The 22,174-nt window shown below is 61.8% G+C and carries 17 protein-coding genes and 1 pseudogene; 12 read left to right on the forward strand and 6 right to left on the reverse strand.

Annotated features, from left to right (window positions below; all coding sequences use genetic code 11):
• Nucleotides 1–22: 22 nt before the first annotated feature.
• The 5 genes from BMX27_RS02055 to BMX27_RS02075 all read right to left on the reverse strand — a co-directional run bounded on the left by BMX27_RS02055 (nt 23) and on the right by BMX27_RS02075 (nt 5,844).
• Nucleotides 23–988 carry an ATP-binding protein gene (locus BMX27_RS02055; protein ID WP_090158240.1) on the reverse strand — a complete coding sequence of 322 codons (966 nt, stop codon included), beginning with the start codon at nt 986–988 and terminating at the stop codon, nt 23–25.
• Nucleotides 985–3,189, reverse strand: a complete 2,205-nt coding sequence (locus BMX27_RS02060) for a Mu transposase C-terminal domain-containing protein (RefSeq protein ID WP_177172624.1) — start codon at nt 3,187–3,189, stop codon at nt 985–987. Before BMX27_RS02060 ends, BMX27_RS02055 begins: the two co-directional genes overlap by 4 nt.
• Before the next feature lie 44 nt (nt 3,190–3,233).
• Nucleotides 3,234–3,965 carry a hypothetical protein gene (locus tag BMX27_RS02065; protein ID WP_256212362.1) on the reverse strand — a complete coding sequence of 244 codons (732 nt, stop codon included), beginning with the start codon at nt 3,963–3,965 and terminating at the stop codon, nt 3,234–3,236.
• A 410-nt stretch (nt 3,966–4,375) separates the two neighbouring features.
• Nucleotides 4,376–4,948: a transposase gene (locus tag BMX27_RS02070; RefSeq protein WP_090158242.1), complete on the reverse strand. Its 573-nt coding sequence runs from the start codon at nt 4,946–4,948 to the stop codon at nt 4,376–4,378.
• A gap of 269 nt (nt 4,949–5,217) precedes the next feature.
• On the reverse strand, nt 5,218–5,844 hold the full coding sequence (locus BMX27_RS02075; protein ID WP_256212363.1) for a TetR/AcrR family transcriptional regulator: 627 nt from the start codon (nt 5,842–5,844) through the stop codon (nt 5,218–5,220).
• A gap of 213 nt (nt 5,845–6,057) precedes the next feature.
• Here BMX27_RS02075 and BMX27_RS02080 point away from each other — a divergent pair, with 213 nt between their 5' ends.
• From BMX27_RS02080 to BMX27_RS02105, 6 genes and pseudogenes are all read left to right on the forward strand, one after another.
• Nucleotides 6,058–6,399, forward strand: coding sequence for a hypothetical protein (locus BMX27_RS02080; RefSeq protein ID WP_090158244.1), 342 nt, complete (start codon nt 6,058–6,060; stop codon nt 6,397–6,399).
• A gap of 29 nt (nt 6,400–6,428) precedes the next feature.
• Nucleotides 6,429–7,541 carry an efflux RND transporter periplasmic adaptor subunit gene (locus BMX27_RS02085; RefSeq protein ID WP_256212364.1) on the forward strand — a complete coding sequence of 371 codons (1,113 nt, stop codon included), beginning with the start codon at nt 6,429–6,431 and terminating at the stop codon, nt 7,539–7,541.
• Between the two features lie 5 nt (nt 7,542–7,546).
• Nucleotides 7,547–10,641: pseudogene (locus BMX27_RS02090) on the forward strand (efflux RND transporter permease subunit).
• Between the two features lie 26 nt (nt 10,642–10,667).
• The gene (locus tag BMX27_RS02095; RefSeq protein ID WP_090158246.1) at nt 10,668–11,462 is read left to right on the forward strand and encodes an SDR family NAD(P)-dependent oxidoreductase; all 795 of its coding nucleotides are present in this window, start codon (nt 10,668–10,670) and stop codon (nt 11,460–11,462) included.
• Between the two features lie 89 nt (nt 11,463–11,551).
• Complete coding sequence (locus BMX27_RS02100) at nt 11,552–12,127, forward strand: DUF1349 domain-containing protein (protein WP_090158247.1); 576 nt, start codon at nt 11,552–11,554, stop codon at nt 12,125–12,127.
• A gap of 711 nt (nt 12,128–12,838) precedes the next feature.
• Nucleotides 12,839–14,797 (forward strand): GmrSD restriction endonuclease domain-containing protein, encoded by a 1,959-nt coding sequence (locus BMX27_RS02105; RefSeq protein WP_090158248.1) that lies wholly within the window; start codon nt 12,839–12,841, stop codon nt 14,795–14,797.
• 214 nt (nt 14,798–15,011) lie between these two features.
• On the opposite strand, the gene BMX27_RS02110 is transcribed toward BMX27_RS02105, so the two are convergent.
• Nucleotides 15,012–15,245 carry a DUF533 domain-containing protein gene (locus tag BMX27_RS02110; protein WP_218144641.1) on the reverse strand — a complete coding sequence of 78 codons (234 nt, stop codon included), beginning with the start codon at nt 15,243–15,245 and terminating at the stop codon, nt 15,012–15,014.
• Between the two features lie 199 nt (nt 15,246–15,444).
• On the opposite strand from BMX27_RS02110, the gene BMX27_RS02115 reads away from it, so the two are divergent.
• From BMX27_RS02115 to BMX27_RS02140, 6 genes are all read left to right on the forward strand, one after another.
• Nucleotides 15,445–16,989, forward strand: a complete 1,545-nt coding sequence (locus tag BMX27_RS02115) for a type I restriction-modification system subunit M (protein WP_090158250.1) — start codon at nt 15,445–15,447, stop codon at nt 16,987–16,989.
• Nucleotides 16,986–17,390 carry a nucleotidyltransferase substrate binding protein gene (locus BMX27_RS02120; RefSeq protein ID WP_090158251.1) on the forward strand — a complete coding sequence of 135 codons (405 nt, stop codon included), beginning with the start codon at nt 16,986–16,988 and terminating at the stop codon, nt 17,388–17,390. The genes BMX27_RS02115 and BMX27_RS02120 overlap by 4 nt, the downstream gene beginning before the upstream one ends.
• Nucleotides 17,387–19,012, forward strand: coding sequence for a restriction endonuclease subunit S (locus tag BMX27_RS02125; RefSeq protein ID WP_090158252.1), 1,626 nt, complete (start codon nt 17,387–17,389; stop codon nt 19,010–19,012). Before BMX27_RS02120 ends, BMX27_RS02125 begins: the two co-directional genes overlap by 4 nt.
• A gap of 59 nt (nt 19,013–19,071) precedes the next feature.
• Nucleotides 19,072–19,896 (forward strand): DUF6615 family protein, encoded by an 825-nt coding sequence (locus tag BMX27_RS02130; RefSeq protein WP_090158253.1) that lies wholly within the window; start codon nt 19,072–19,074, stop codon nt 19,894–19,896.
• 57 nt (nt 19,897–19,953) lie between these two features.
• Nucleotides 19,954–21,003: a pentapeptide repeat-containing protein gene (locus BMX27_RS02135; protein ID WP_090158254.1), complete on the forward strand. Its 1,050-nt coding sequence runs from the start codon at nt 19,954–19,956 to the stop codon at nt 21,001–21,003.
• A gap of 79 nt (nt 21,004–21,082) precedes the next feature.
• Complete coding sequence (locus BMX27_RS02140; RefSeq protein WP_090158255.1) at nt 21,083–22,153, forward strand: DUF3644 domain-containing protein; 1,071 nt, start codon at nt 21,083–21,085, stop codon at nt 22,151–22,153.
• Nucleotides 22,154–22,174 lie beyond the last annotated feature (21 nt).

The following is a 22,174-nucleotide window of genomic DNA, read 5'->3' on the forward strand; positions in this document are numbered from 1 at the left end:
TGGTGGTTGGGTCGGTGGGGTATTAGTCGTCGAGGGCTTTCACGAACGGATGATCTTTCCGATACAGCGTCTGGTAGCCACTGTGCATGAAGGGTGTGGCGACCCGCGCGCATTCGGTTTTGGAGGCCCACCAGTCCGTGAAGTGATCCCTGGTCAGGGTCTTGGCGCCGGCATGCTGTGAAACCGCGACCGCACCTTTGGTCACCTCCAGAAGCAGGCCCCACCGCGACGCGGAGGCGGCGATCAGCCGATCGAAGAAGTCCTGTGTCATCAGATCTGGGTCCACTTGGGCCCCGGCCCGGAGCGCATAGCTGCCGACAATTTCATGGATGGTCTGATAGTCCTCCGGGACGCTGATGTCGCTGAAGCGCACGCGGTGCAGGAGACGGTAGAGCTGGGGCTCAGACTTCATGTAACCATCGAGCTCCGGTACCCCCGAAAAGATCAGGATCAGCGGCCAGTCATGGGACTTCATCAGGGTCTTGAACGAGTCCAGAACCGCGAGCCTGTCAGCGTCGCTCTTCGCCCGAAAGATGTGCTGGGCTTCGTCGAAGTGGATACCGACGATGCCCGCCAGCTTGGCCTCGCGCACCACGATGTCCCAGATCTCGCTCTGCGTCAGCCTGGCCTTGGCGCTGATCGGGTAGCCGAGGGCGTTAGCCGTGGACGTGCCAAGATCCTTCCAGGTGCCGATACCCTTCAGCACGCACTCAGCAAACCGCGCACGCGACCCATCCGGCAGGGCGATCCCGTCCGCATTGAAGCGGCGGATCAGGGCGCCGATCTCCGTTGTCTTGCCGCTCCCGGAGGGGCCTGTCACGAGAAGCCCTTTGGTCTCGAAGCGGTCGCCGCTGATCAGGTGGCCCAAGTGCGCGCTGAACACGCGGGCAAAGTCCGACTTCAGCTTTCCGGCACGGACCAGGGGATAGATCCGGCTACCCGTGTCTGCTGCTGCGTCCCTATAAGCCTCGATGATGAACTCGCTCATACCTTACTCTCCGTGATGGGACTGAACATGGGTTTCGTGATCGTGGTCTTTTCGTCGTTTGCCGCCTCCGGCGGCGTCGCACCGGGCGTCATCGCGTCGTGATCGACGTGGTGGGTCGATGGTTCCAAGGGCGGGGTGTCTGGTGCGGCGGGTGACGCCGGCTCATCCTGGGCTGGCAAGCCGGCATAAGGCGCGGGGGAACGCGTGCGGTCCATGATCGACCCCGGTGCCACAGTTGTCACCGAACGGGACATCGACACGAGCTCCACGTTCGCCATGTCGGCCGCGAATTTCCACAGCTTGTCGATCCGCGCGTAGGACGAAGGCAGGTCGGAGTCGGGAAAAAAGCCTGACTCACGAACCCTACGCCTGCGTGCTTCAGCCAGATGCTCTTCGTGCAATGTCCGCAGTCCGGGGTTGGCCTCGATCGCCGCGCGCTTGACAGCCAAGATCTCTTCGAGTGTCAAATCTGCAAATATCGTCATTGTCAGGTCAGCAGTGATGAGGTCCTTCGTTTCAGCATTCAGGATCGTCACTTGTCGCGGGTCGTCAGGATTCAGCATGACGGTGCATTTCTTACGCGCGCCGCCCGCGAAGCGCTGCAGTGCCGACGAATTGTAAGGGATGCCCATGAACTTGACCCCCTCCGACGATGTTGTTGCCTGCTCTTCCTCCCCCAGATGCAGACGCAGCATTTCGGCAGACGGTGCATCGATGCCGTCGCTCCGTTCACGGACCTCTTCGAATTTCTGCCACGGCGTCGCACCGAACATGCCGGTGCCGTTGTGCTGGGTGTACGGGTACTCGTCGACGAAGTACCGGGTGATGACGCCCATCAGAGCGTCAGGGGTGATCTCAGCCTTCTTCTGACCATCGTATCTGTTCAACTCACCCGGGCGGCTGCCGGTATAACCAGGCAAGAAGTTCAGGACCTTCCACTGCAGGGTCCCGAAGGGGCGTTCTGCATATGCGTTGTCAGTCGAGTTATACGCGCGGCCAGTCATGACAGCCGTGCCGAGCCCGAGCTGACTTGCATAAACCTCTCCGTTACGTGCCGCGGTGCCATTGTCCGACTTCACAAGAGCCAAGCTGACAGGCGGCGCAGGATCGTGCTTGCAACCGTAGCGGACCTTTTCACGGGTTTTGTCGCGCATGGCCATCCGGAGCAACTTCTTCTGATGATCACCGTCAGCCGTTTCAGCAAGAAGCCACGCCAATGGCAGCCGGGTTGCTACGTCGATCATGAAGAACAGCCACAGACGACGAATTTCCCTTTTTTCGAGGGGCTCATTTGCCTTCGCGCGGTCGATTTTCTTGATGCAGGTCTCGCCTTTTGCATTTGTGAAGATCGACATGAGATACTGATCGGTCGGGCAAGTTTCACCGTATTTCAGGGCACGAATATCCGTCGATCCGGCGCCGTATTTGTTCTGGGCATGGCGTTTGCCGTTACGTCCCGCCTCTACCATTGTCTGAGGCAACTGCCGGAAGCGCGTCCGGATCGTTGTCACAGAGGGAAGTTTCACCCCCTTGAGGATGTCCTGCTCCGAAAGCTTGAATGCAGCCTTTGAGTTCTCGTAAAGCGGCCCGATCTTCGGTTGCTGTGTGCTCAGGTACAGGTTGGCAACGTAGTCGATGAACCGCTCTTGAGTTGCACACATCCGCCGCCTTTGATCTTCCGGTGGCCCCTTCAGGTGATGACGGCGTGCCAGCACGATCGGCTCACGTCCATAGCTGATGAAGGTACTCCTCATTTCCTGGAGCGTACGGCCAGACGGCAGCGAATGAGGTCGCTTGGCGCTACCGATGTGGGTGTCGTGAAAGAGGTGCGGATTGTCGGAGAGCGTCTTTGCTATGTCGCGCAGCCGGCGGTGGACATCAGCACGATCAAGATAGCGCTGAGTGAGCTTTCTGCCTTCCGCTTCGAGGACATCCATCGCAAGGATCAACCCCAGTCGTGCGCGCACATCGCGCTGCTCGGCCTCTGGCAGCTGAGCCAGTTTTTCGAGGCCGCCCGTGTAATCCAGAAGCTTCCGGCGAGTCTCGGCCATCACGGGCGTGATGACTTCGCCATCACCGACAGTCAGGGCCTCGGTGACGCGCCGGAACGGCAGCACGATGCACTCGCCATCGTCGATCCCCTCGACGGCATACCCTTCGGGATCCTTGCCCACCACGCGCCAGCGGCGACGTTCAAGCACCAGCTCCGACCCTTGGGGGATCCTGTATGTCGCCTTCGCGGACATCAGGCCACCCAGATCCGGGAGTATTCACTGATGACGGTGTTCCAGTTCGCCTTGATCGCGCCCTGACCCACGAGGCGCAGAACGGCATCGGATGCCCGGCCCCAGCTGATATCGCATTGTGCCAGCAACTCGCGCATCAGCCAGTAATGGCAAGTGCGCGCCTGATCGAGAACGTGCCTGTCTGCATCCTCGTCGGCTGCTAAAGTCGCCTTGTAAATGCGGAGAAGGTTGTCCCTGTAGGCGCGCACGTAGTCATCGCCATTCACGATGATCTTGTCATCCGCGAACGAGGCCGGGGTTGCGGCGAAGATCGCCGCGATTTCGTCTTGGGTCTTTCGCCGATCGAGGCTCGTGCCATTGCGCACGAAGATTGCACGCCTGAAGCCATCGCTGAAGGTGACGCGCAGATCGAAGCTGTGTTTGCGGGGCTTTTTTCCGCCATACGGATAGAAGATGGGCGGAAGCTGAACCTCGAGCCCGTAGACATCCGGCGAGAGCATCGCTTCGAGACCAACCGCCATTTCCCGCTGCCCGTCGAAATGATAGACCTTGGGCTGCCCCTTCGTCGCCGGTGTGGCCAATGTCATCGAGACGCGTGACGCGGAGCCGCTGCGGGTGAGCGGGTTGTGATAGCCATCAAAGGGCAGGACACCGTAGATCGGGCCCACCTTGAGCGCCGGCATCTTCTTCTGCTTGCCAGTCGATGTATCCCATTCGAGCGGATAAGGCATGACGTCTCCGTTCTCATCCGCACATGCGTTTGAGGTCTTGGTTTCAGTTCTGAAGGGGTTGGTTCGCCGCACCGCTAAAAGCCGGTGCATTTTTGCGGACATCCCCCGTCCGGTTTTGTGGTATTCAGCGGGCGCGCGGGCCGTCTGCCCGCGTGGCGCTGATCTCGATAGCTGATGGTTTGGAACCGTTCAGCCACTTTTTATTCGAGTCAAACGCTAAGTTTTTCAGCAACTTAGCTTTTCTTTCCCCTCGTCGCATTCGCAGGGTCGAACGCCGTTTCCCGGCGTATCATCCCTGCTTCGTCATCCGTCGCACCAGCTGTCCCGGCGCGTTATGATCAGGATTTAGGTCAGGCATTTTTCAAATGAAAGATTCCGGGGAGTCGGTAGATGTGGATCGTCGATCTACTTTACTCAATACCGAGCGCACGCCAGCGTCGGCGCTGAACTTCAGCTTCGAGATGCCGCAGGTGAGCCTCGCTCCCAGTTGCCACATCTGGTGGAATGTCCGGGAGGTCGACGCAGATGCAGTGTCCCAGGAGGCCGCCGTGAGGCTTCGTGAGATTTGTCATCAGCCTCGCACGCAGCTTGACGGCTGTCGCGTAGGCGACGCCATGCCGGCCTTGAAGCTGGCGCAGAGACGGCATTCGGCGCATCTGCAGGTGCTGGATGAAGTCAGCCGCAACCTCGAAGTTGAACTTCAGTCCCTTGTGACTGCCATGGAGATCGGTCCCTGACGTGAGGCTGAAATGGGTCTTGCAATTTCGGCATACGAAGAGTTTTCGCACATCGAGAAAATGAACATCCGTCTGGCTGCAGGCCGGGCAGACGGCCCCTTCCGGCCAACGCACGTCATAGAGGCGCGCCTCGCAGGCCTTCTCGGACGGAAAGGCGGCATCGATGCCACCGTGCGGCAGACCGAGAAACAGGGAGGTCCAGTGAATCAGTTCTGCGGTTCGGTCCGGAAACGGGTGCGCGGTCATCTGGCGACGTCTATATGGCGGCGCGCCGGGGATGAACCGGCAAAACGAAATCCATCAAGCCCAGAGTTAAGAGGCGCTGCGTTGCAGCTTGCGTTTCAGAGGTCTCGACAAAGCTGCAATATCGGTCTTCAGGTTGCCGACAGTAAGGCGCGTTGCGCGGTTTTGCGATCCGACCAGAGCCTCCTCCAGCGTCAGACGCTCGAAACCCTCGATCGCATGGCCGGGGTCTAGCCCGCATCCAGCACGTGCGCAGCAATGCAGCACATCTTTCAGGACCCCGCTAGCATCGCGTGACTGACGGCCATCAGGTAATCCCAGTCGTCGATCGCGGTGCTGGCGACCTTGTGCTTCATGTCGATGGTCAGGAAGGAATGGCCGTGGACGAAGGACCACAGGATATAGGCCCTGCGCTGCACCTCTGCGTCCGCCTGCGGCAGATCGAGGCACAGCGCCACGGCCTGTGCCACCACGCCGAAGCAGGCCTCGCCTTTGGCCATCAGGTCGGGCGCGTCCTCGTGGCCTTCGGTCAGGCCGAACATCAGCCGGAACACGCCGGGTTCCGCGCGAGCGAACGCGACATAGGCCTGACCAACTGCCGCCACGGCTTCAAGTGACCCCAGTGGATGCGCAGTGGCACCGGCCTCCATCGCCGACCGCAGGCGGTCCATAGCTTCGCTCACAACGCCGCGCAGGATCTCTGAGCGGTCCTTAAAGTGCTTGTAGGGTGCGGCGGAACTGACACCGGCGCGCCGTGCTGCCTCGGCCACGGAAAAGCCGTCGGGGCCATGGGTTTCCACCAGTTCGCGGACGGCAGAGATCAGTTGCGCACGCAGGTCGCCGTGATGGTAGGCGGGTTTGGCCACGGGGGGCACGGGATGGTGCGGATCGCCTGACACTGACAGTTGGGCCTTTCAGTAAAGTAAGCACCATTCACTTTTGTCTTGACGAAAGTTAGCACTGCTTACATATATTGGCAATACAGCAGGATCAGGATCCGAATCCCGCCTCTTGCCAGTTCACTTCGACCGTATCGAAACCGCGATCCGATGCCACCTGACGCCGTACAGCGGGTGGGCTGGCCGCGCCGTATCACGAAAGGCCCCATGCCGATGACGACCGATGTCTATATCTCGATCACCGGCCTGACGGTGCGGCGGCCGTGGCACACGCCGATCTTCTGGGCGCTTGCGGTGCAATCCATGATGCAGGCGCGCGAGGCGGACGGCAACCTGTCGGCGGACGCCCGCACCATCGACGGCGTGCATCACACGCTGTCGGTCTGGACCGATCAGGCGGCGATGCGGGCCTATCTGACGACGGGTGCGCATCTGAAGGCGATGCGGCGGTTTTCGTCGATCGCGACCGGCAAGGTGGTGGGGTACATGACGGCGCAGGTGCCGGACTGGGCCGATGTGCCCGCGATCTGGCGGGACCGGGGGCGAGCGGTATGATGCGACTGCGTCGGACCGTAGGGAGGGTCGTGACCCCGGGGGTCACGCTGGCCGTCTTCGTCGGTGCCGCACTGGCGGTGCAGGCGGGGCTGGCGGCGCTGGCCGTGGACGACCCGGCGTCAGCAGCAGACAACGCGCCGCGCACAACCGTTGGCGTCATGACCGTCGCGATGCAGGACGGCTATGACGTTACGCGCCGCTTCACTGGACAAATCGAGGCTGCGGCCCGCACCGATCTGGCGTTCGAGCTGGGCGGGCGCGTGACCGAGATGCTGGTGGACGAAGGTGATGTGGTCGCCGCTGGCGCCGTGCTGGCGCGGCTGGACACCAGCGCGCTGGTGCCCGAACGCGCGGCGCTGGAGGCGGAGCTTGCCGCACTTGCCGCCGACGCGGAACTGGCGCGCCTGACCCTTGGGCGCAGTGACGCGTTGACCGAGAGGGGCTTTCGGTCGGTTGCCGCGCAGGATGACGCGCGCCTGACGCTGGCGCGGGCCGAGGCGGGCATGGCCGCCGTGCGTGCGCGCATCGCGGGCGTCGATGTGCGGCAGGAGAAATCCGTGCTGACCGCCCCCTATGCCGCCCGCATCGGCGCGCGGCTGGCCGATGTGGTGCAGACGGTGGCGGCGGGGCAGACGGCTCTGGTGCTTTATGACACGGCACCCGCCCGTGCCAGGATCGGTCTGCCCCCCGATCTGGCGACGGGGCTGAAAGTGGGCGATCCGGTCAGGATCAAGATTGCAGGCACGGTGCAGACCGCGACCCTGCGCCAGATCCGCCCTGACCTCGATCCCGACACGCGCAGCCGGTCCGTCGTCGTGACCCTGCCTGCGGGCGCGGCCCCGGTGTTGGGCGACACGGTGGCGGTGCTGCTGACGCAAACGGTCGAAGATCCCGGCTTCTGGGCCCCGCTTGCCGCCTTGCGCGAAGGCGTGCGCGGGTCGTGGTCGGTGATGGCGGTGGAAACCGCGCCGGAGGGCGACCGCACGCTGCCTGCGGCGGTCGAGGTGATTCACAGCGATGGCGGGCGCGTGTTCCTGCGCGGCACCCTGCCGCCGGGGGCGCGGATCGTCGCCACCGCCCCCGACCGCGTCGCACCGGGTCAGCTCGTGCTGGGCGACCTGACCTCTGATCTGGCGGAGTAGGCACGATGGACACGCTGTTCTTTCGCCAACCCCGCCTTGTCCTTTTGGCGCTGCTGGTGATCCTGTCGGCCGGCCTGTCCGCGCTGGTGTCGATCGGGCGACAGGAAGACCCGACCATCACCAACATCTTCGCCACGATCACGACCGTCTTCCCGGGTGCCGATCCCGCGCGGGTCGAGGCGCTGGTCACCACCAAGATCGAGACTGAACTGCGCGCCATCCCCGAGATCGCCGAGGTGTCGTCCACCTCCGGCACCGCGATCTCTGTCATCTCGATCGAGCTGATCGAGACGGTCCCGCCTGAGACGATCGAACAGCTGTGGGCGCAGGTCCGCGATGCGGTGGCCGATGCACAGCGGTCTTTCCCGCAGGGCGTGCTGGAGCCTGATTTCGACAGCGACGGTGCGGGCGGGTATGCCGCGATATTTGCGCTGACCATGCCCGACGGCTTCAGCCCGACCCGCGCCGCCCGCGAGGCAGAGGCGCTGGCCGACGCCCTGCGGCGTGTGACGGGCACCAGCCTTGTCGCCTTGCACGGTCTGGCCGAGGAAGAGGTTCTGATCACGCTCGACCCCGACCGCGTAGCGGCTCTTGGCCTGACCGCCGATCAGGTCGCCGCCGAGATCCGCGCCGCGGATGCCAAGGTGCAGGCCGGTCGACTGCGGGGCGATCAGACCGATCTGGTGCTGGGCATCACGGGAGAGATCACGTCGCTGGACCGCCTGCGGGCGGTGGTCCTGCGACAGGATCCGGCGGGCCGCGTGACGTTGCTGGGCGATGTGGCGCAGATCACGCGCGGGCCGCGCACGCCGCTGTCCGAGGCCGCGCTTCATCAAGGGCAGCCCGCGATCCTGATCTCGGCCAAGCTGAGCGAGGGATTGCAGGTCGACCGCTGGATGGACGGCATCCGCGCCGCCGTCGCGACCAGTCCGACGCATTGCCCTGGGGCCTGTCAATCGAGACCGTCTTCGACCAGAGCCGCTACACCCTCGACCGTCTGGCCCAGGTGGGGGTGAACATGGCGGCGGGCGTCGCGCTGGTCGTCGTCGTGCTGTTCGTGACGCTGGGCTGGCGGTCGGCGCTGATCGTGGCGATGGTCCTGCCGGTCGTCTCTCTCGCCTCGGTCGCCACGCTGAACGCGCTGGCCGTGCCGATCCATCAGATGAGCGTGACAGGCCTGATCGTGGCGCTTGGCCTGCTGGTCGATGCGGCCATCGTGATGACCGACGAGGTGGGCAAGCGGCTGACCGCTGGCCTGACCCGGTTGGCGGCGGTCGCGGGTGCGGTGCGGCGGCTGACGATGCCGCTGGCGGCCTCCACCGTGACCACGATCCTGTCGTTCCTGCCGCTGCTGCTGTTGCCGGGGCCTGCGGGGGATTTCGTGGGCTCCATCGCGATTTCGGTGATCGTGATGCTGGCGTGGTCCTTTGTCGTGGCCGTCACGATCACGCCTGCCATCGCGGGGCGCTGGTTGCGCATGGGCGACGGCGCGCCCACCCGCGACGGCATCCTGATGCGGGCCTTCCGCGCGGTGCTGGCGCTGTCCATGGCGAACCCGCTTCGCACCGTGGCGCTGGCGCTGGTGGGGCCGGTGATGGGCTTTCTCGCGCTGCCGACACTGACGCCGCAGTTCTTTCCCGGCGTGGACCGCGACCAGTTCCATATCGAGGTGGACATGCCCCCCGGCACCGGCATCGCGCAGACCCTGCGCGTGGTCCGCGAGATCGACGCGCGGCTGGCGGGCGATGATGGCATCATCGACGTCGCATGGGTCACGGGGCGGTCGGCGCCCGCCTTCTATTACAACATGGTGGGCAACCGCGATCAGGCCCCGGCCTTTGCGCAGGCGCTGATCCGCACCGCGTCGCCCGCCGCCACGACGCGCCTGTTGACCGCCTTGCAGGCCGACCTGCCGCCCGCCTTTCCGCAGGCGCGGCTGGTCATCAACAGTCTGACGCAAGGACCGCCCGTGAATGCACCGCTGGAACTGCGGCTGGTGGGGCAGGACATCGACGCCCTGCGCCGGGCCGGTGACGACCTGCGTGCCAGGCTGGCGCGGGTGTCCACCGTGGCGACCGTGCGCACCGGCATCGCCGGCGGCACACCGAAGCTGACGCTTGAGGTCGACGAGGCGCGTGCGCGGCTCCTGGGTCTCGATCTGGGCCAGGTCGCCGGCCAGATGGAGGCGGGGCTGGAAGGCGTCACCGGCGGGTCGCTGCTGGAAGGGACCGAGGAACTGCCCGTTCGCGTCCGCCTTGGGGCCGGTCTGCGCGGCGATCAGGTGGCCATCGGCGACATGCCGATCCTGCCGCCGGGGGCCGCCGCCAGCGCTGCACGGGGCGCATTCCCCGCCGTGCCGCTGTCCACGCTTGGCACCCTGCGGCTGGAGCCCTCCGAAAGCACGATCACCCGCCGCAACGGAGAGCGGGTCAACACCGTGCAGGCGTTCCTGATGCCCGGTGTCCTGCCCGCCGTGGCGCTGAGCGAGGCGATGACCCTGCTGGAGGCCGAAGGCTACGCCCCGCCACAAGGCATCCGGCTGGAAACCGGGGGCGATTCGGATGCCCGCGACAGCACGGTGCAGGCGCTGGTGGCCCCCTTGGGTCTTATCATCACCCTGTCGATCGCAGTCGTGGTGATGACGTTCAATTCCTTCCGCCTGACACTGATCGCCTTCGCCGTCGCCGGGCTGTCGGCGGGGTTGTCGATGCTGGCGCTTGCGGTCTTTGCCTATCCCTTCGGCATCAACGCGATCATCGGTGTGATCGGGTCCATCGGCGTGTCGATCAATGCAGCCCTGATCGTGCTGTCGGGCCTGCAAGAGGACGCGCGCGCCAGCGCGGGCGACCGTGCGGCGATGGTCGATGTGGTGGCGGGATCCGCCCGGCACATCACGTCGACCACCATCACGACCGTCGGAGGGTTTTTGCCGCTGATCCTTGGCGGCGGCGGGTTCTGGCCACCCTTTGCCATGTCCATCGCGGGCGGCGTTGCGCTGTCCGTGACGCTGGCCTTCTTCTTTACCCCGCAGATGTTCGCGCTGACGCTGGCGCGCGGCGGTCGGTCGCAATCACCGATGCCGCAGCCAGCGAACGCCTGAAGTCACACCCACACGAAAGGCCCGATATGACCAAAAGCACTTTGATAGACCGTTACGGCCCGACGGCGCTTGTGACCGGAGCCAGCGACGGGATCGGCCGCGCCTTCGCCGTCCAGTTGGCCGAACAGGGGTTCGACCTGATCCTTGTCGCGCGGCGCGAGGAAGTGTTGCAGGACATGGCAGCGGATATTGGCAGCCGCTTTGATGTCAGCGTGCGCGTCTTGGCAATGGACCTCTCAGACCGCGCCAGCGTGACGGACCTGTTGGCTCAGACCGAAGCTGCGCCCGTGGGTCTTGTCGTCGCTGCTGCGGGCTTTGGGTCCGTCGGCGCGTTCCACGATCAGGATGCAGGCTCAGAGATCAACATGGTGGACCTGAACTGCCGGGCTGTAGTGGCGCTGTCGCACGGGTTCGCACGGCGCATGGTGGCGCAGAACCGGGGCGGGATCGTGCTGTTCGGCTCTTTGGTCGGGTTCAGCGGCGCGCCGATGTCGGCCACCTATGCGGCGACCAAGGGTTTTGTGCAGGGCTTTGCCGAAGGCATCGCGGCAGAGCTGCGTCCACACGGCGTTGATGTCCTGTCGGTCGCCCCAGGCCCCGTGGGCACCGGTTTCGCCTCCCGCGCAGGCATGCAGATGGGGCAGGCCGCGACCCCCGACATCGTGGCCCGCGCATCGCTGGCTGCCTTGGGGCGGCGCACGACGGTCAGACCCGGCGTTCTGGCAAAGGGTCTGGGATGGTCGCTGGCGATGCTGCCACGTTGGGGCCGTGTGCGCGTCATGGGCGTCATCATGAAGGGCATGGTCCGCAAGGGCGGCTGACGCGGCGCCCACCGTCTGGGCCTGGGCCGCCGCGCGTGGCATGATGGCCGCATGGCGCGACCCCGCGCCATCTGCGAAAGGCGCATCCGATGTTCGACACCTGCACATGGCTGAACCCACCCCGTCACTGGGCGGTCAAGGATGACGTGCTGGAGGTGACGACCGACGCCGGCAGCGATTTCTGGCGCGAAACGTATTACGGCTTCGTGCGCGACAGCGGGCATTTCCTGGGGCACGCGGTGCAGGGCGATTTCACCGCCACCTTGCGGGTGCGGGGTGACTACACGGCGCTGTACGATCAGGCCGGGATAATGGTGCGGGTGGACACGGACACCTGGATCAAGGCCGGGATCGAGATGTCGGACGGCGATGCCTGCCTTGGCAGCGTGCTGACCGTGGGACAGTCCGATTGGGCGACGTCGGCCTATGGCGGACCTGCGGGCGACCTCTACCTGCGGGCTACGGTGGCCAAGGGCGTCCTCCGGCTGCAAAGCTCTGCAGATGGGCAGCGCTGGCCGCTACTGCGGTTGTGCCCGTTTCCGCTAGCTGCGACCTATCTCGTGGGTCCGATGTGCTGCACGCCGGAACGCGCCGGGCTGACGGTGCGGTTTTCCGACTTCGACGTCGGCCCGCCGCTTGGCAAGGACCTGCATGACCTGACCTGATCCGGACGATGCGGCGCAGTTTGGGTGGTTGGTGCGGTCCGCCATTTCGTCTGCGCTGCAGGCGTGAGCGTTCGGTCCACCACAAGAAGCGGATGTCGCGTCCTGGATGGGTGGAGGGAACCGGACAGCAGTAGCCAACCGTAAGCGTGCCTCCACAAAAGCTGATCGGGATTTGCGAGGTAAGTGGAACGAGGAAAGTCGACGCTGAGGTTATTATGACGAACCGAGAGCCGGGGCGTAACATCACCATTGGCGCGGGGAGCATCGGACGAGCCTCCGACACTCCCCTGCATTCTGTTGACCTGACCAGCCGCTGCCTGGTCGTGAAAGCTTTTCCCGCTTATCGGGTGGCCCTTCCAGGCGCCGCTCGGACCTGCATCGGTTTCGATGCTCTATGTTTAAAGACCCTGAGGCATACGCGGGGTCTGCCTGCATCAATACTGCAGTCGCCATCGTGCAGCAATGCCTTTCGACCCCAGCTGCTGCTCAGCCCCGTGGGGGCTATTCCTCGCTTCCTGAAGCTCCATGAACACGTTCTGCATGAGGGATGAACGCGTCCTGGCGCTTCCTTCTTCAATCCAGGCCGACCCGACCTCGATCGAAGGCTATTCGGGCCAGATCGTGCAGCCCAAGATTTGCCTGTTGCCCCTTGTAAAAACGGATCCATACGGACCATTCTTCGAAGAAGCCAAGTTGACCTAGGGTATTGATATGCAGATTTCCGCGATCCTCGAATATATCGACAAGGGCCACATGGCCCTTCCGGAGTTTCAGCGCGGCTATGTGTGGGGACGCGAACAGGTCAGAGGGCTTTTCCAGTCGCTGTACCGTGGACATCCCGTCGGAAGTCTTCTGGTCTGGGCGACCGAGGCGTCAACAGCCGCCCACCGCGGCGATGGCCAACTGGCACCGGGTGTCGTGAAGCTGCTGCTAGACGGGCAGCAACGGATCACGTCGCTCTACGGTGTGATCCGGGGCAAGCCCCCGCGCTTCTTCGACGGCAATGACAAGGCATTCACCGACCTGCGCTTCAACCTCGAGACGGAGGAGTTTGAGTTCTTTCAGCCCATCAAGATGCGAGAAGACCCTCTCTGGATCGACGTGACCGAGGTCTTGCAGAAGGGGAACGCCGGGATCGGAGCGTTCATCACGAGCCTGAGCCAGAACCCGGCCACGCTGTCGAAGATCAGCGATTACATCGGCCGCCTGAACCAGCTGCTCGCCATTCGCGACAAGAACTTCCACATCGAAGAGGTCACGGGGCCTGACAAGACGCTCGACGTTGTGGTCGATATCTTCAACCGGGTGAACAGCGGCGGGACCAAGCTTTCCAAGGGCGACCTCGCGCTGGCGAAGATCTGCGCGGACTGGCCGGAGGCCCGCGATACGATGAAATCGAGTATCAGCCGGTGGCGGTCGGAAGGTTACGACTTCACGCTCGACTGGCTGCTGCGGTCCGTGAACACCATCCTGACCGGCGAGGCCAAGTTCCTCTACCTTCATTCCCAAGGATCCGAAGACATCGCGAGCGCGCTCAAGCGCGCAGTGAGGCATATTGATAGCAGCCTGAACATGATCGGCGGCCGGCTCGGTCTCGACCACGACAGGGTCCTGTTCTCGAAGTTTGCAATCCCCGTCATGGTGCGCTTCCTCGATGCTCATGGCGGCAAGCTTGACGAAAAGACGCGGGACAAGCTCCTCTTCTGGTTCATCCAGACCGGCATGTGGGGGCGCTTCTCCGGATCCGTCGAAAGCTTCATCGACAAAGATCTCGGCATCCTCGACCAGAGCGGCGGCGATCTCGACAAGCTGATTGGCGAACTGCGCCTCGCTCAGGGCGGGCTGAGGGTCGAGCCGGGCCATTTCCATTCGTGGAGCGTCGGTGCGCGGTTTTACCCCGTTCTCTACATGTTGACACGGATGACCCAGGCGCGGGACTGGGGCACTGGTCTGCCGCTCAAGAACAATCTGCTGGGCAAGATGAGCCGTCTTGAGGTTCATCACATCTTCCCGCGCGCGCGCCTCTATGACGCGAATTACGCCCGCGCGGAAGTGAACGCATTGGCCAATTTCTGCTTCCTGACCAAGGACACCAACCTCACGATTTCTGATCGTCGGCCAGAGGAGTATTTCCCGCAGATCGAAGCGGCCCATCCCGGTGCGCTGAAATCGCAATGGATCCCCCAGGACCCCACCTTGTGGAAAGTCGAGAATTATCGGGACTTCATCGAAGCGCGAAAGGAACTGCTTGCCGATGCCGCAAACGGATGCCTTGCGTCGTTGCTGCACGGCGAGACGGCTATCCTGGACGGATCCCGTGCGGCACGTCTGACGGACAAGGTGTTGCTTGGTGGGATCACGAGCCAGGAAGAAGCCAACGACCTTGAAGCGCTGAACGGCTGGGTCGCCGAGCAAGGATATGGCCGGGGCGAAATGTCCTTCGACGTCGTGGATCCTGCGACCGGCGAACAGCGCGCGATCCTCGACCTTGCATGGCCGAACGGCCTCCAGACGGAGTTATCGGAACCAGTCGCAGTCCTGTTGGGCGAAAGTGCGGAGCTGATCTCGCTCGCGAGTTCGGCCGGCTACCGATGTTTCACCACGACGGACGAATTCAGGTCATATGTGAACCGTCTGTCGGCGTCTGGGCGCGGTGTGGCGGCGGAATAGACGCTGCGGCGCAGGTCCATCGCAGGGCGCTGCTCTTGACCGGTGCTGGATTGGGTGGCGGCCCAGACACTCACAGTGCCCCGTACCTCGGTCGGCTTGGCACACGCCACGCGCGCGATGGTGTTCGCCCAAGCTAGGGTCCGCGGCCGGTCGGCCAAGAATGACTGGACCGTTTGCGGCCAGTTCGGCAAGTTGTCTGGACGGGATGGTGACATCAGGTTTCGAGGTCGCTGGCGACCCAAGTCTCCAAGTGAACTACCAGCTCCGCCGGGAGGTCGGACACCTCCGACAAGTAGCGCAGAAAGGTCTTTTCCGCTGGCTCGTCGCGATCGGTTGCGACGCGCGCCGTAGGGTAGAGTTCGGCCGCCTGTTCGCAGTCCACCGCGAGCGCCGCGATCTGACCGGGTGAAAACGGCCGCTGGATGGCATCGAAAGTGGGTTCGGCCAAATTCTCTTGGGATATTGATAGGAATTCCGACAGCAAGTTGCGGCTGACATTTGGGTCTCACAAGATGGATAATGAATGAGTTATTGCAACAGCGCCAATCGCGATTGAAAACTGTGCCCGTCACTGCTTGCGCAGCGTTAATATCAGCGCCAAGCAGTCGGGACCGTTTGTCCTGAGATATTTACCGGAAGGAATTTTGATGGCCGAAGTGCGCACCTCTGACCTCGGCTTCGAAGCTGATCTCTTCAAAGCCGCCGACCGCCTACGTGGCAACCTCGAGCCGTCTGAATACAAGCACGTCGTCCTTGGCCTCGTGTTCCTGAAATACATCTCCGAGGCGTTCGAGGCCTATCACACCAAGCTGGCCGAGGACGACTACGCTGACCCCGAGGACCCCGAGGAATACCTTGCCGAAAACATCTTCTGGGTGCCGCTAGAGGCGCGCTGGTCGAACCTGCGCAACAAGGCGCGCGACCCGAACATCGGCAAGATTATCGACGATGCGATGGAAGCCATCGAGCGTGTTCCGGCAAACGAAAAGCTCAAGGGCGTATTACCCAAGAACTATGCCCGCCCCACGCTCAACAAGGAGATGCTGGGCGACCTGATCGACCTCTTCTCCAAGATCGACATGCGCGGCAACGCGACCGAGGCACGTGACCTTCTGGGCCGCGTCTATGAATACTTTCTATCGGGCTTTGCCTCCTCCGATGGCAAACGCGGCGGCGAATTCTTTACCCCCCGTTCAGTCGTCAAAACCCTGGTCGCCATGCTGGAACCGAAAAAGGGCCGGGTCTATGACCCCTGCTGCGGCTCGGGCGGCATGTTCATCCAGTCCGAAAACTTCATCGAAGACCACGGCGGCCGCCGCAATGACATCTCGGTCTACGGGCAGGAGATCAACCATACCACATGGCGGCTGGCGATGATGAACCTCGCCGTTCAGGGCATCGACGCTGAGATCAAGTGGAACAACGAAGGCTCCTTCATCCGCGATGAACTGCCCGACCTGCGCGCCGACTACATCCTCGCCAACCCGCCCTTCAACATCTCGGACTGGGGCGGCGAACGGTTGACTGACGATGGGCGCTGGAGATTCGGCACACCGCCTAGGGGCAACGCCAACTACGCCTGGCTGCAACATATCCTGCACCATCTGGCCCCGCGCGGGACGGCGGGCGTGGTGTTGGCAAATGGCTCCATGTCCTCGCAGCAATCGGGCGAGGGCGACATCCGCCGGGCCATGATCGAAGCGGACAAGGTTGATTGCATGGTCGCCCTGCCGGGGCAGCTGTTCTATTCCACGCAGATTCCGGCCTGCCTGTGGATTTTGGCCAACGACAAATCCGCCAATGGCCACCGCGACCGAAAGGGCGAGGTGTTGTTCATCGACGCGCGCCAGATGGGCCATATGGTCGACCGCGTGCGCCGCGACTTTGACGACACCGAGATCGACAAGATCGCCGCCACCTACCACCGCTGGCGGGCCAAGGCGCCCGATCAGCCCTACAAGGACGAACCGGGGTTCTGCGCCAGTGCCAAACTCGACACGATCCGCAAGCATGACTACGTCTTGACGCCGGGCCGCTATGTCGGCGCTGCGGATGAGATCGACGACGGCGTCCCGTTTGAGGAGAAGTTCGCCGCCCTCGCCACCCAGCTTGACGCACAACTGACGGAAAGCGCCCGCATGGCCGATCTGATCCGCCGCACGCTGTCGCGCATCCCGGGGGGGCCGCAATGAAGCTGGAGCTGTCATCGTTCGAGAAAGCCCTCGCCTCGCTGATTGAGGCGCTGGCGGAGTTCGACCGCACCCAAAGCCAGTTCGTCAAGGATGCCTGCATCCAGCGGTTCGAATACACCTACGAACTGGCCCACAAGCTACTGAAACGGCAGTTGGAAGCGATGTCGCCCAACCCGTCCGAGATCGACCAGATGAGCTTTCCCGACATGATACGGTCAGGCGCGGAACGCGGTTTGCTGGCAAATGGCTGGGACGAATGGCGGCGCTTCCGCGATGCGCGCAACGCGACCAGCCACGCCTATAACGAGAAAAAGGCGAACGAGGTCTTCGTGCGCATCCCCGCCTTTCGGGATGAGGCCGCGTTCCTGCTGGCGCGTCTGCAAGAGCGGCACGCCGAATGACCGCCAAGATCGACATCAGCCCCGAACAACTGGCCATCGTGCAGGGGATATTGAAGGATCACCTGCCCAAGGGAACGCTGGCCTGGGCCTTTGGCAGCCGCGTGACTTGGACGGCCAAACCCTTTTCCGATCTGGACATCGCGCTGGAAGGGGCAGCACCCTTGCCGTCCGATGTGCTGATCGATCTCGAGGAGGCCTTCGAGGCCTCGGACCTGCCATGGAAGGTAGACGTGATCGACCTGAACGCCGTGTCGCCGGAGTTCCGGGCGATTGTGGAGCGGCAGAGGGTGCCTGCGGATTGGGAAGAAGTTGAGTTGCGTAGAGTCGCGGATTTATTGGCGCAGGAACGCGGGATATCTGTTGGAGTTATGTACCCCGGAAATGACACGCCAAATGGCGTTCCGCTTATTCGCGCGGGTGATATAAAAAATGGAGTGATCGATCCGAACATTCAGTTTCGGATTTCCGAAAGCATCCACAAGGAATACTCCCGAACCGAGTTGGTCGGTGGTGAGATCCTAATAACACTTGTGGGAAACCCTGGCGTAGTTGCAATCGTGCCCCCAGAAATGAAGGGCTGGAATGCGGCGAGAGCTGTTGCTGTAGTGCGATTGGAAGACCCGGAAGATAATGGGTTTTTCCGCGCGGCAATGGCAACTCCAAGTGTCCAGCACACAATACGCAACGTTTGCAATACAACAGTACAGGCTACTCTGAATCTGCGTGACATTAAGGCTCTTGAGTTGCCATGGCCTGAGAAACCTGTGCGCGACCAAATCTCAAAAATAGTCGCTATGTTCGACGACAAGATCGAGTTGAACCGGCGGATGAATGAGACGTTGGAGGCGATGGCGCGGGCGGTGTTTCGGGATTGGTTCGTCGATTTCGGCCCCACCCGCCGCAAGGCCGCAGGCGAAACCGACCCCGCCGCCATTCTCGGAGGCCTCCTCCCCGACCCGACCCAAGCTCCCCCCCTCGCCGCCCTCTTCCCCGACAACTTCGGCGACAACGGCCTGCCGGAGGGGTGGGCAGTTGGAACGATCGCCGATATAGCCCAAAAACTCCAGAATGGCGGAACTCCACGCCGTTCAGAAGAAATCTTCTGGAAAAATGGAACAATTCCTTGGCTTACATCTGGCGAAGTACGTCAGGACTTCATCTTGGATGCGACCAATAAGATCACCGATGCCGGTCTCAAGGGTAGTTCCGCAAAGCTAATCCCAAGTCGCTGTATCTTGGTGGCACTGTACGGGGCAACCGCAGGCCAAGTGTCGATGAACAAGGCTGCGCTTACTACTAACCAAGCGATTTGCGCGGTACTCCCGAACGAGCAAAATCGCTATTTTCTTTTCCTCACTCTAAAAGCCTCGGTCGAAGATATGGAAAATCGAGCGGTAGGTTCGGCTCAACAGAACATTAGCAAGAAAGCCGTCGAGGACACAAAGTGTCTTTTGGCAAACAAGACGATTGTCGGTAATTTCGACTCACTGGTTCAGCCGGTCTTTGATTTGATCTTTGCAAACCTCGAAGAAAACCAAACCCTCGCCGCCACCCGAGACCTCCTCCTCCCCAAACTCATGTCCGGCGACCTCCGCCTGACCGGCGCGGAGGGTGTGGTTTGAGGATACGTCCCAACTTTTGCCGGTCCTTTCGGGAAGAAGCTTCTCGTGTCTGGTCCGACATGTCGGATGCGGCCCGGTTCAACATCGCCCGGGGCGAAGAAACCACGACGGAACATCTGCTCCTTCGACTTGCGCGCAAACACCATGGGCGGGGCCTGACGATAAAGACCTTCACCAAGGATGTGGAGCGCGACAACGGGGCGGACTGGGGGTTCTGGTTCGGCAACGGGCACAAGCCGGGACTGCCGGTCAGGGTGCAGGCAAAACGGCTCTATCGGAAATCCGGTCGCTACGACCAACTCTACCACCCGTACAAGGGGCTGTCCAAGAGCGGCCAGACCTGGGCCAACCAGTGCGAAGCGATGCTGGGCTGGCGAGATGGCGCGGTGCCCCTCTATGTCTTTTACAATGACGACAGCCTGGGGTCGAACCGGTTCTGGTCAGCCCACAACAGGATGCGCTGGCGCAGATGGTGCGGTTTTCCCTTTTCCTCGCCGGAGTGGGGGATCAGCGCTGCCAGTGCGCTTGCGATCAAGTCGGCAAATTGGGGCAAGGACAACCGACCCGGCGACTTCCCGATGATCCCCTGGCATTGCCTTGTATGTCCGTGTTGCTGGGACGATCGCCCCGCGGACACCTCCCTGCCATCACTTATCGGGTACGGACTACGGCAGCTCTACAGCTACAGCATGGAAGAAGGCGGAGAAGATCTCGCGACGACTGCCGACTTGGGTTTTTCGTTCGAACCGACCGACAACGCCCCCAGTTGGGTTGGCCTGCTGAGGGAGGGCGGGGAAGCGGAAGATGCCCTGGGAGAGGAAATGGCCCGATTGAACCTGAGAGGTGTGGCCATCATCGACGAAACGGAAGACCGCGATGAGTGATGCACGAGCGAAACTCATGTGCGGTATAGTCTGCTTTGGGTATGCGGGGGGCCTTGCATGACCTGGACTTTCCTGCGCACGCGCCGTGCCGCGCGATACTACTTTAAGACATTTGCGAACTGGACGCTCAGCCCGTTTCGCAAGACGCCGCTGTTTGAAATCACGCGGATTGAACGGATGCAGGTATCCGGCAGCCTTGGGTTTCCAAACCGCCAGATTGCCCGGATCAAGCGATGGCGGGGCGTTCTCTTTTCCGAGACGCTGATCGGGCAGAGCGTTCTGCTTCTCGCGCTCGGCTTGATGGTTGCGATGGCATGGCAGCGTTATGGAAAGGGTGTAGAACTTGGTGATGTGATGGTCGAGTTCTGGGGCCTTCTGTTCGACATTTCCTTCATCGTCATTCTGTTGGGTGTCTTTCAATATCGTCAGCAAAGGCGGCAAGATACCGCCCGTCAGCATGAGATCATCGAAGACCTTAAACGATGGAACGACGAGGAAGCGATGCATCGTGTCGTTGGTGCGCTCCGGCGGTTGAACGGCCTGGGCCAAACAGCGGTCGATCTGACGGGGGCGGCCTTGTCCGATGCCAAGCTCAAGGGATATGGCGTAACCAGCCTGCGCGGGTCGAAACTTTCCGGCGGTGGTTGGGCAGACGAAACCCTGCGTGACTCATCCTTCAGGAATGTCGACTTTTCACGATTGGATCTTCGAGACGTTGTGTTTGGCTTCGATGCATGGGGGTTTGGTTCTGCGAAGTCCGGTCGGTACGAGGACTGCGATTTCTGGGAAGCTGATTTGAGGGGCAGCTGCTTTGACGCCGCCGAACTTCATTGGACCACCCCTCCGCCGGATAGTCTTGATGAGGTCATCGCTGAAGAAGACGATGGCCGCCCGATCATGGCCAGAACCCATCATAGCAGCTTTAACGACGCTGACCTCGCCAATGTATCGTTCAAAAAATGCCAATTCCATTGGGCAGACTTCCGAGGCGCCTACAATATCGAAGCCGCCGAATTTATTGGCGCGACTGGACTGGAAACCTGTGCATTTGACAGTGAGGAGTTGAAAGCCCTGATAATCACCAGAGCCAAGGGGGAGACAAAATGATCCTTGGTTACAAGCACAACCAATCGATGAGGGTTGGTCATCTCAAGCGCACCTGGCCAAGCCATGCCGGTGTTTACGCATGAAGAAAGAGGTTAAACAGCTTCGTGAGAAGGCGATCAACGCACTCGTGCTGTCCATCGACCACTTCAACAGGCCTTGGGATCGGGGTCGTACCGAGGCCGTGTTGATCTTGATGGATCACTCGTTCGAGATGCTGTTAAAGGCCGCAATCAGGCATAAGAACGGAAAAATCCGCAAGCCGCGCGAGAAGCAAACAATCGGTTTCGATGCGTGCGTTCGCAAAGGACTGACCGATGCCAGCCTGAAGTTCCTTACTGAAGAACAAGCCCTTACGCTTCAGACGATCAACGGGCAAAGAGATGCGGCACAGCACTACCTAGTCGACATGTCGGAGCACCAGCTTTACTTCTATGCGCAAGCTGGGGTTACGCTTTTCCGTGACATCCACGATGCAGTTTTCGAAGAAAAACTCATCCTTGAGCTGCCAGAACGTGTCCTGCCCATATCAACAACTGCGCCGCGCGACTTAACCACGCTGTTTGATCAAGAAGTGGAAGAGATCAAGTCGCTTCTTGCCCCTGGTACAAGGCGAAAGATGGATGCAGTGGCAAAAGCCCGCAGCCTCGCCGTGCTGGAGAGCGCCGTAAATGGCGACTACGAACAACCCAGTGACGGTGAACTGGAAAAAGTCTGTAAGCGCCTCAGCGAAGGCGAAGCCTGGACTGGCGTATTCCCTGGCGTCGCTGCGATCAACATTTCCGCAGAGGGCGAAGGTCCAACGCTTAGCCTGCGCTTGACCAAGCGGGAAGGATTGCCCGTTACCTTGCTCAAAGAGGGCGAAGGGTCCGGTGCCGCGGTCGCTCTGAAACGCGTCAACGAACTGGATTTCTACAGCTTGGGGGCAAAGGACCTCGCAGGAAAAGTTGGCTTAACTGTACCGAAGTCGCGGGCATTGGTCGACTACCTGAAGCTTCGGGATAACCCTGATTACTTCAAGGAGTTTGAGATTAGTGGAGTAACGCACGCCCGATATTCCCCGAAGGCAGTCAAGGCCATGAAGGATGCGCTTCTGGATGTGTCGATTGAGGACGTATGGGCGCAACGTAAGGTTAAAGCGGTAAAGAAGTGATGATTGAAAGCCAACTGATTG

This window comes from Loktanella sp. DSM 29012 (genome assembly GCF_900110705.1).
Lineage (GTDB): Bacteria > Pseudomonadota > Alphaproteobacteria > Rhodobacterales > Rhodobacteraceae > Loktanella > Loktanella gaetbuli.

What these genes read in the sequence shown, in the direction of transcription:
- BMX27_RS02120 (WP_090158251.1), top strand. Translation starts at nt 16,986, where the DNA reads ATGAAGCTGGAGCTGTCATCGTTCGAGAAAGCCCTCGCCTCGCTGATT.
- BMX27_RS02070 (WP_090158242.1), bottom strand. Translation starts at nt 4,948, where the DNA reads ATGACCGCGCACCCGTTTCCGGACCGAACCGCAGAACTGATTCACTGG.
- BMX27_RS02095 (WP_090158246.1), top strand. Translation starts at nt 10,668, where the DNA reads ATGACCAAAAGCACTTTGATAGACCGTTACGGCCCGACGGCGCTTGTG.
- BMX27_RS02055 (WP_090158240.1), bottom strand. Translation starts at nt 988, where the DNA reads ATGAGCGAGTTCATCATCGAGGCTTATAGGGACGCAGCAGCAGACACG.
- BMX27_RS02140 (WP_090158255.1), top strand. Translation starts at nt 21,083, where the DNA reads ATGAAGAAAGAGGTTAAACAGCTTCGTGAGAAGGCGATCAACGCACTC.
- BMX27_RS02100 (WP_090158247.1), top strand. Translation starts at nt 11,552, where the DNA reads ATGTTCGACACCTGCACATGGCTGAACCCACCCCGTCACTGGGCGGTC.
- BMX27_RS02125 (WP_090158252.1), top strand. Translation starts at nt 17,387, where the DNA reads ATGACCGCCAAGATCGACATCAGCCCCGAACAACTGGCCATCGTGCAG.
- BMX27_RS02080 (WP_090158244.1), top strand. Translation starts at nt 6,058, where the DNA reads ATGACGACCGATGTCTATATCTCGATCACCGGCCTGACGGTGCGGCGG.
- BMX27_RS02135 (WP_090158254.1), top strand. Translation starts at nt 19,954, where the DNA reads ATGACCTGGACTTTCCTGCGCACGCGCCGTGCCGCGCGATACTACTTT.
- BMX27_RS02130 (WP_090158253.1), top strand. Translation starts at nt 19,072, where the DNA reads ATGTCGGATGCGGCCCGGTTCAACATCGCCCGGGGCGAAGAAACCACG.
- BMX27_RS02115 (WP_090158250.1), top strand. Translation starts at nt 15,445, where the DNA reads ATGGCCGAAGTGCGCACCTCTGACCTCGGCTTCGAAGCTGATCTCTTC.
- BMX27_RS02105 (WP_090158248.1), top strand. Translation starts at nt 12,839, where the DNA reads ATGCAGATTTCCGCGATCCTCGAATATATCGACAAGGGCCACATGGCC.
- BMX27_RS02065 (WP_256212362.1), bottom strand. Translation starts at nt 3,965, where the DNA reads ATGCCTTATCCGCTCGAATGGGATACATCGACTGGCAAGCAGAAGAAG.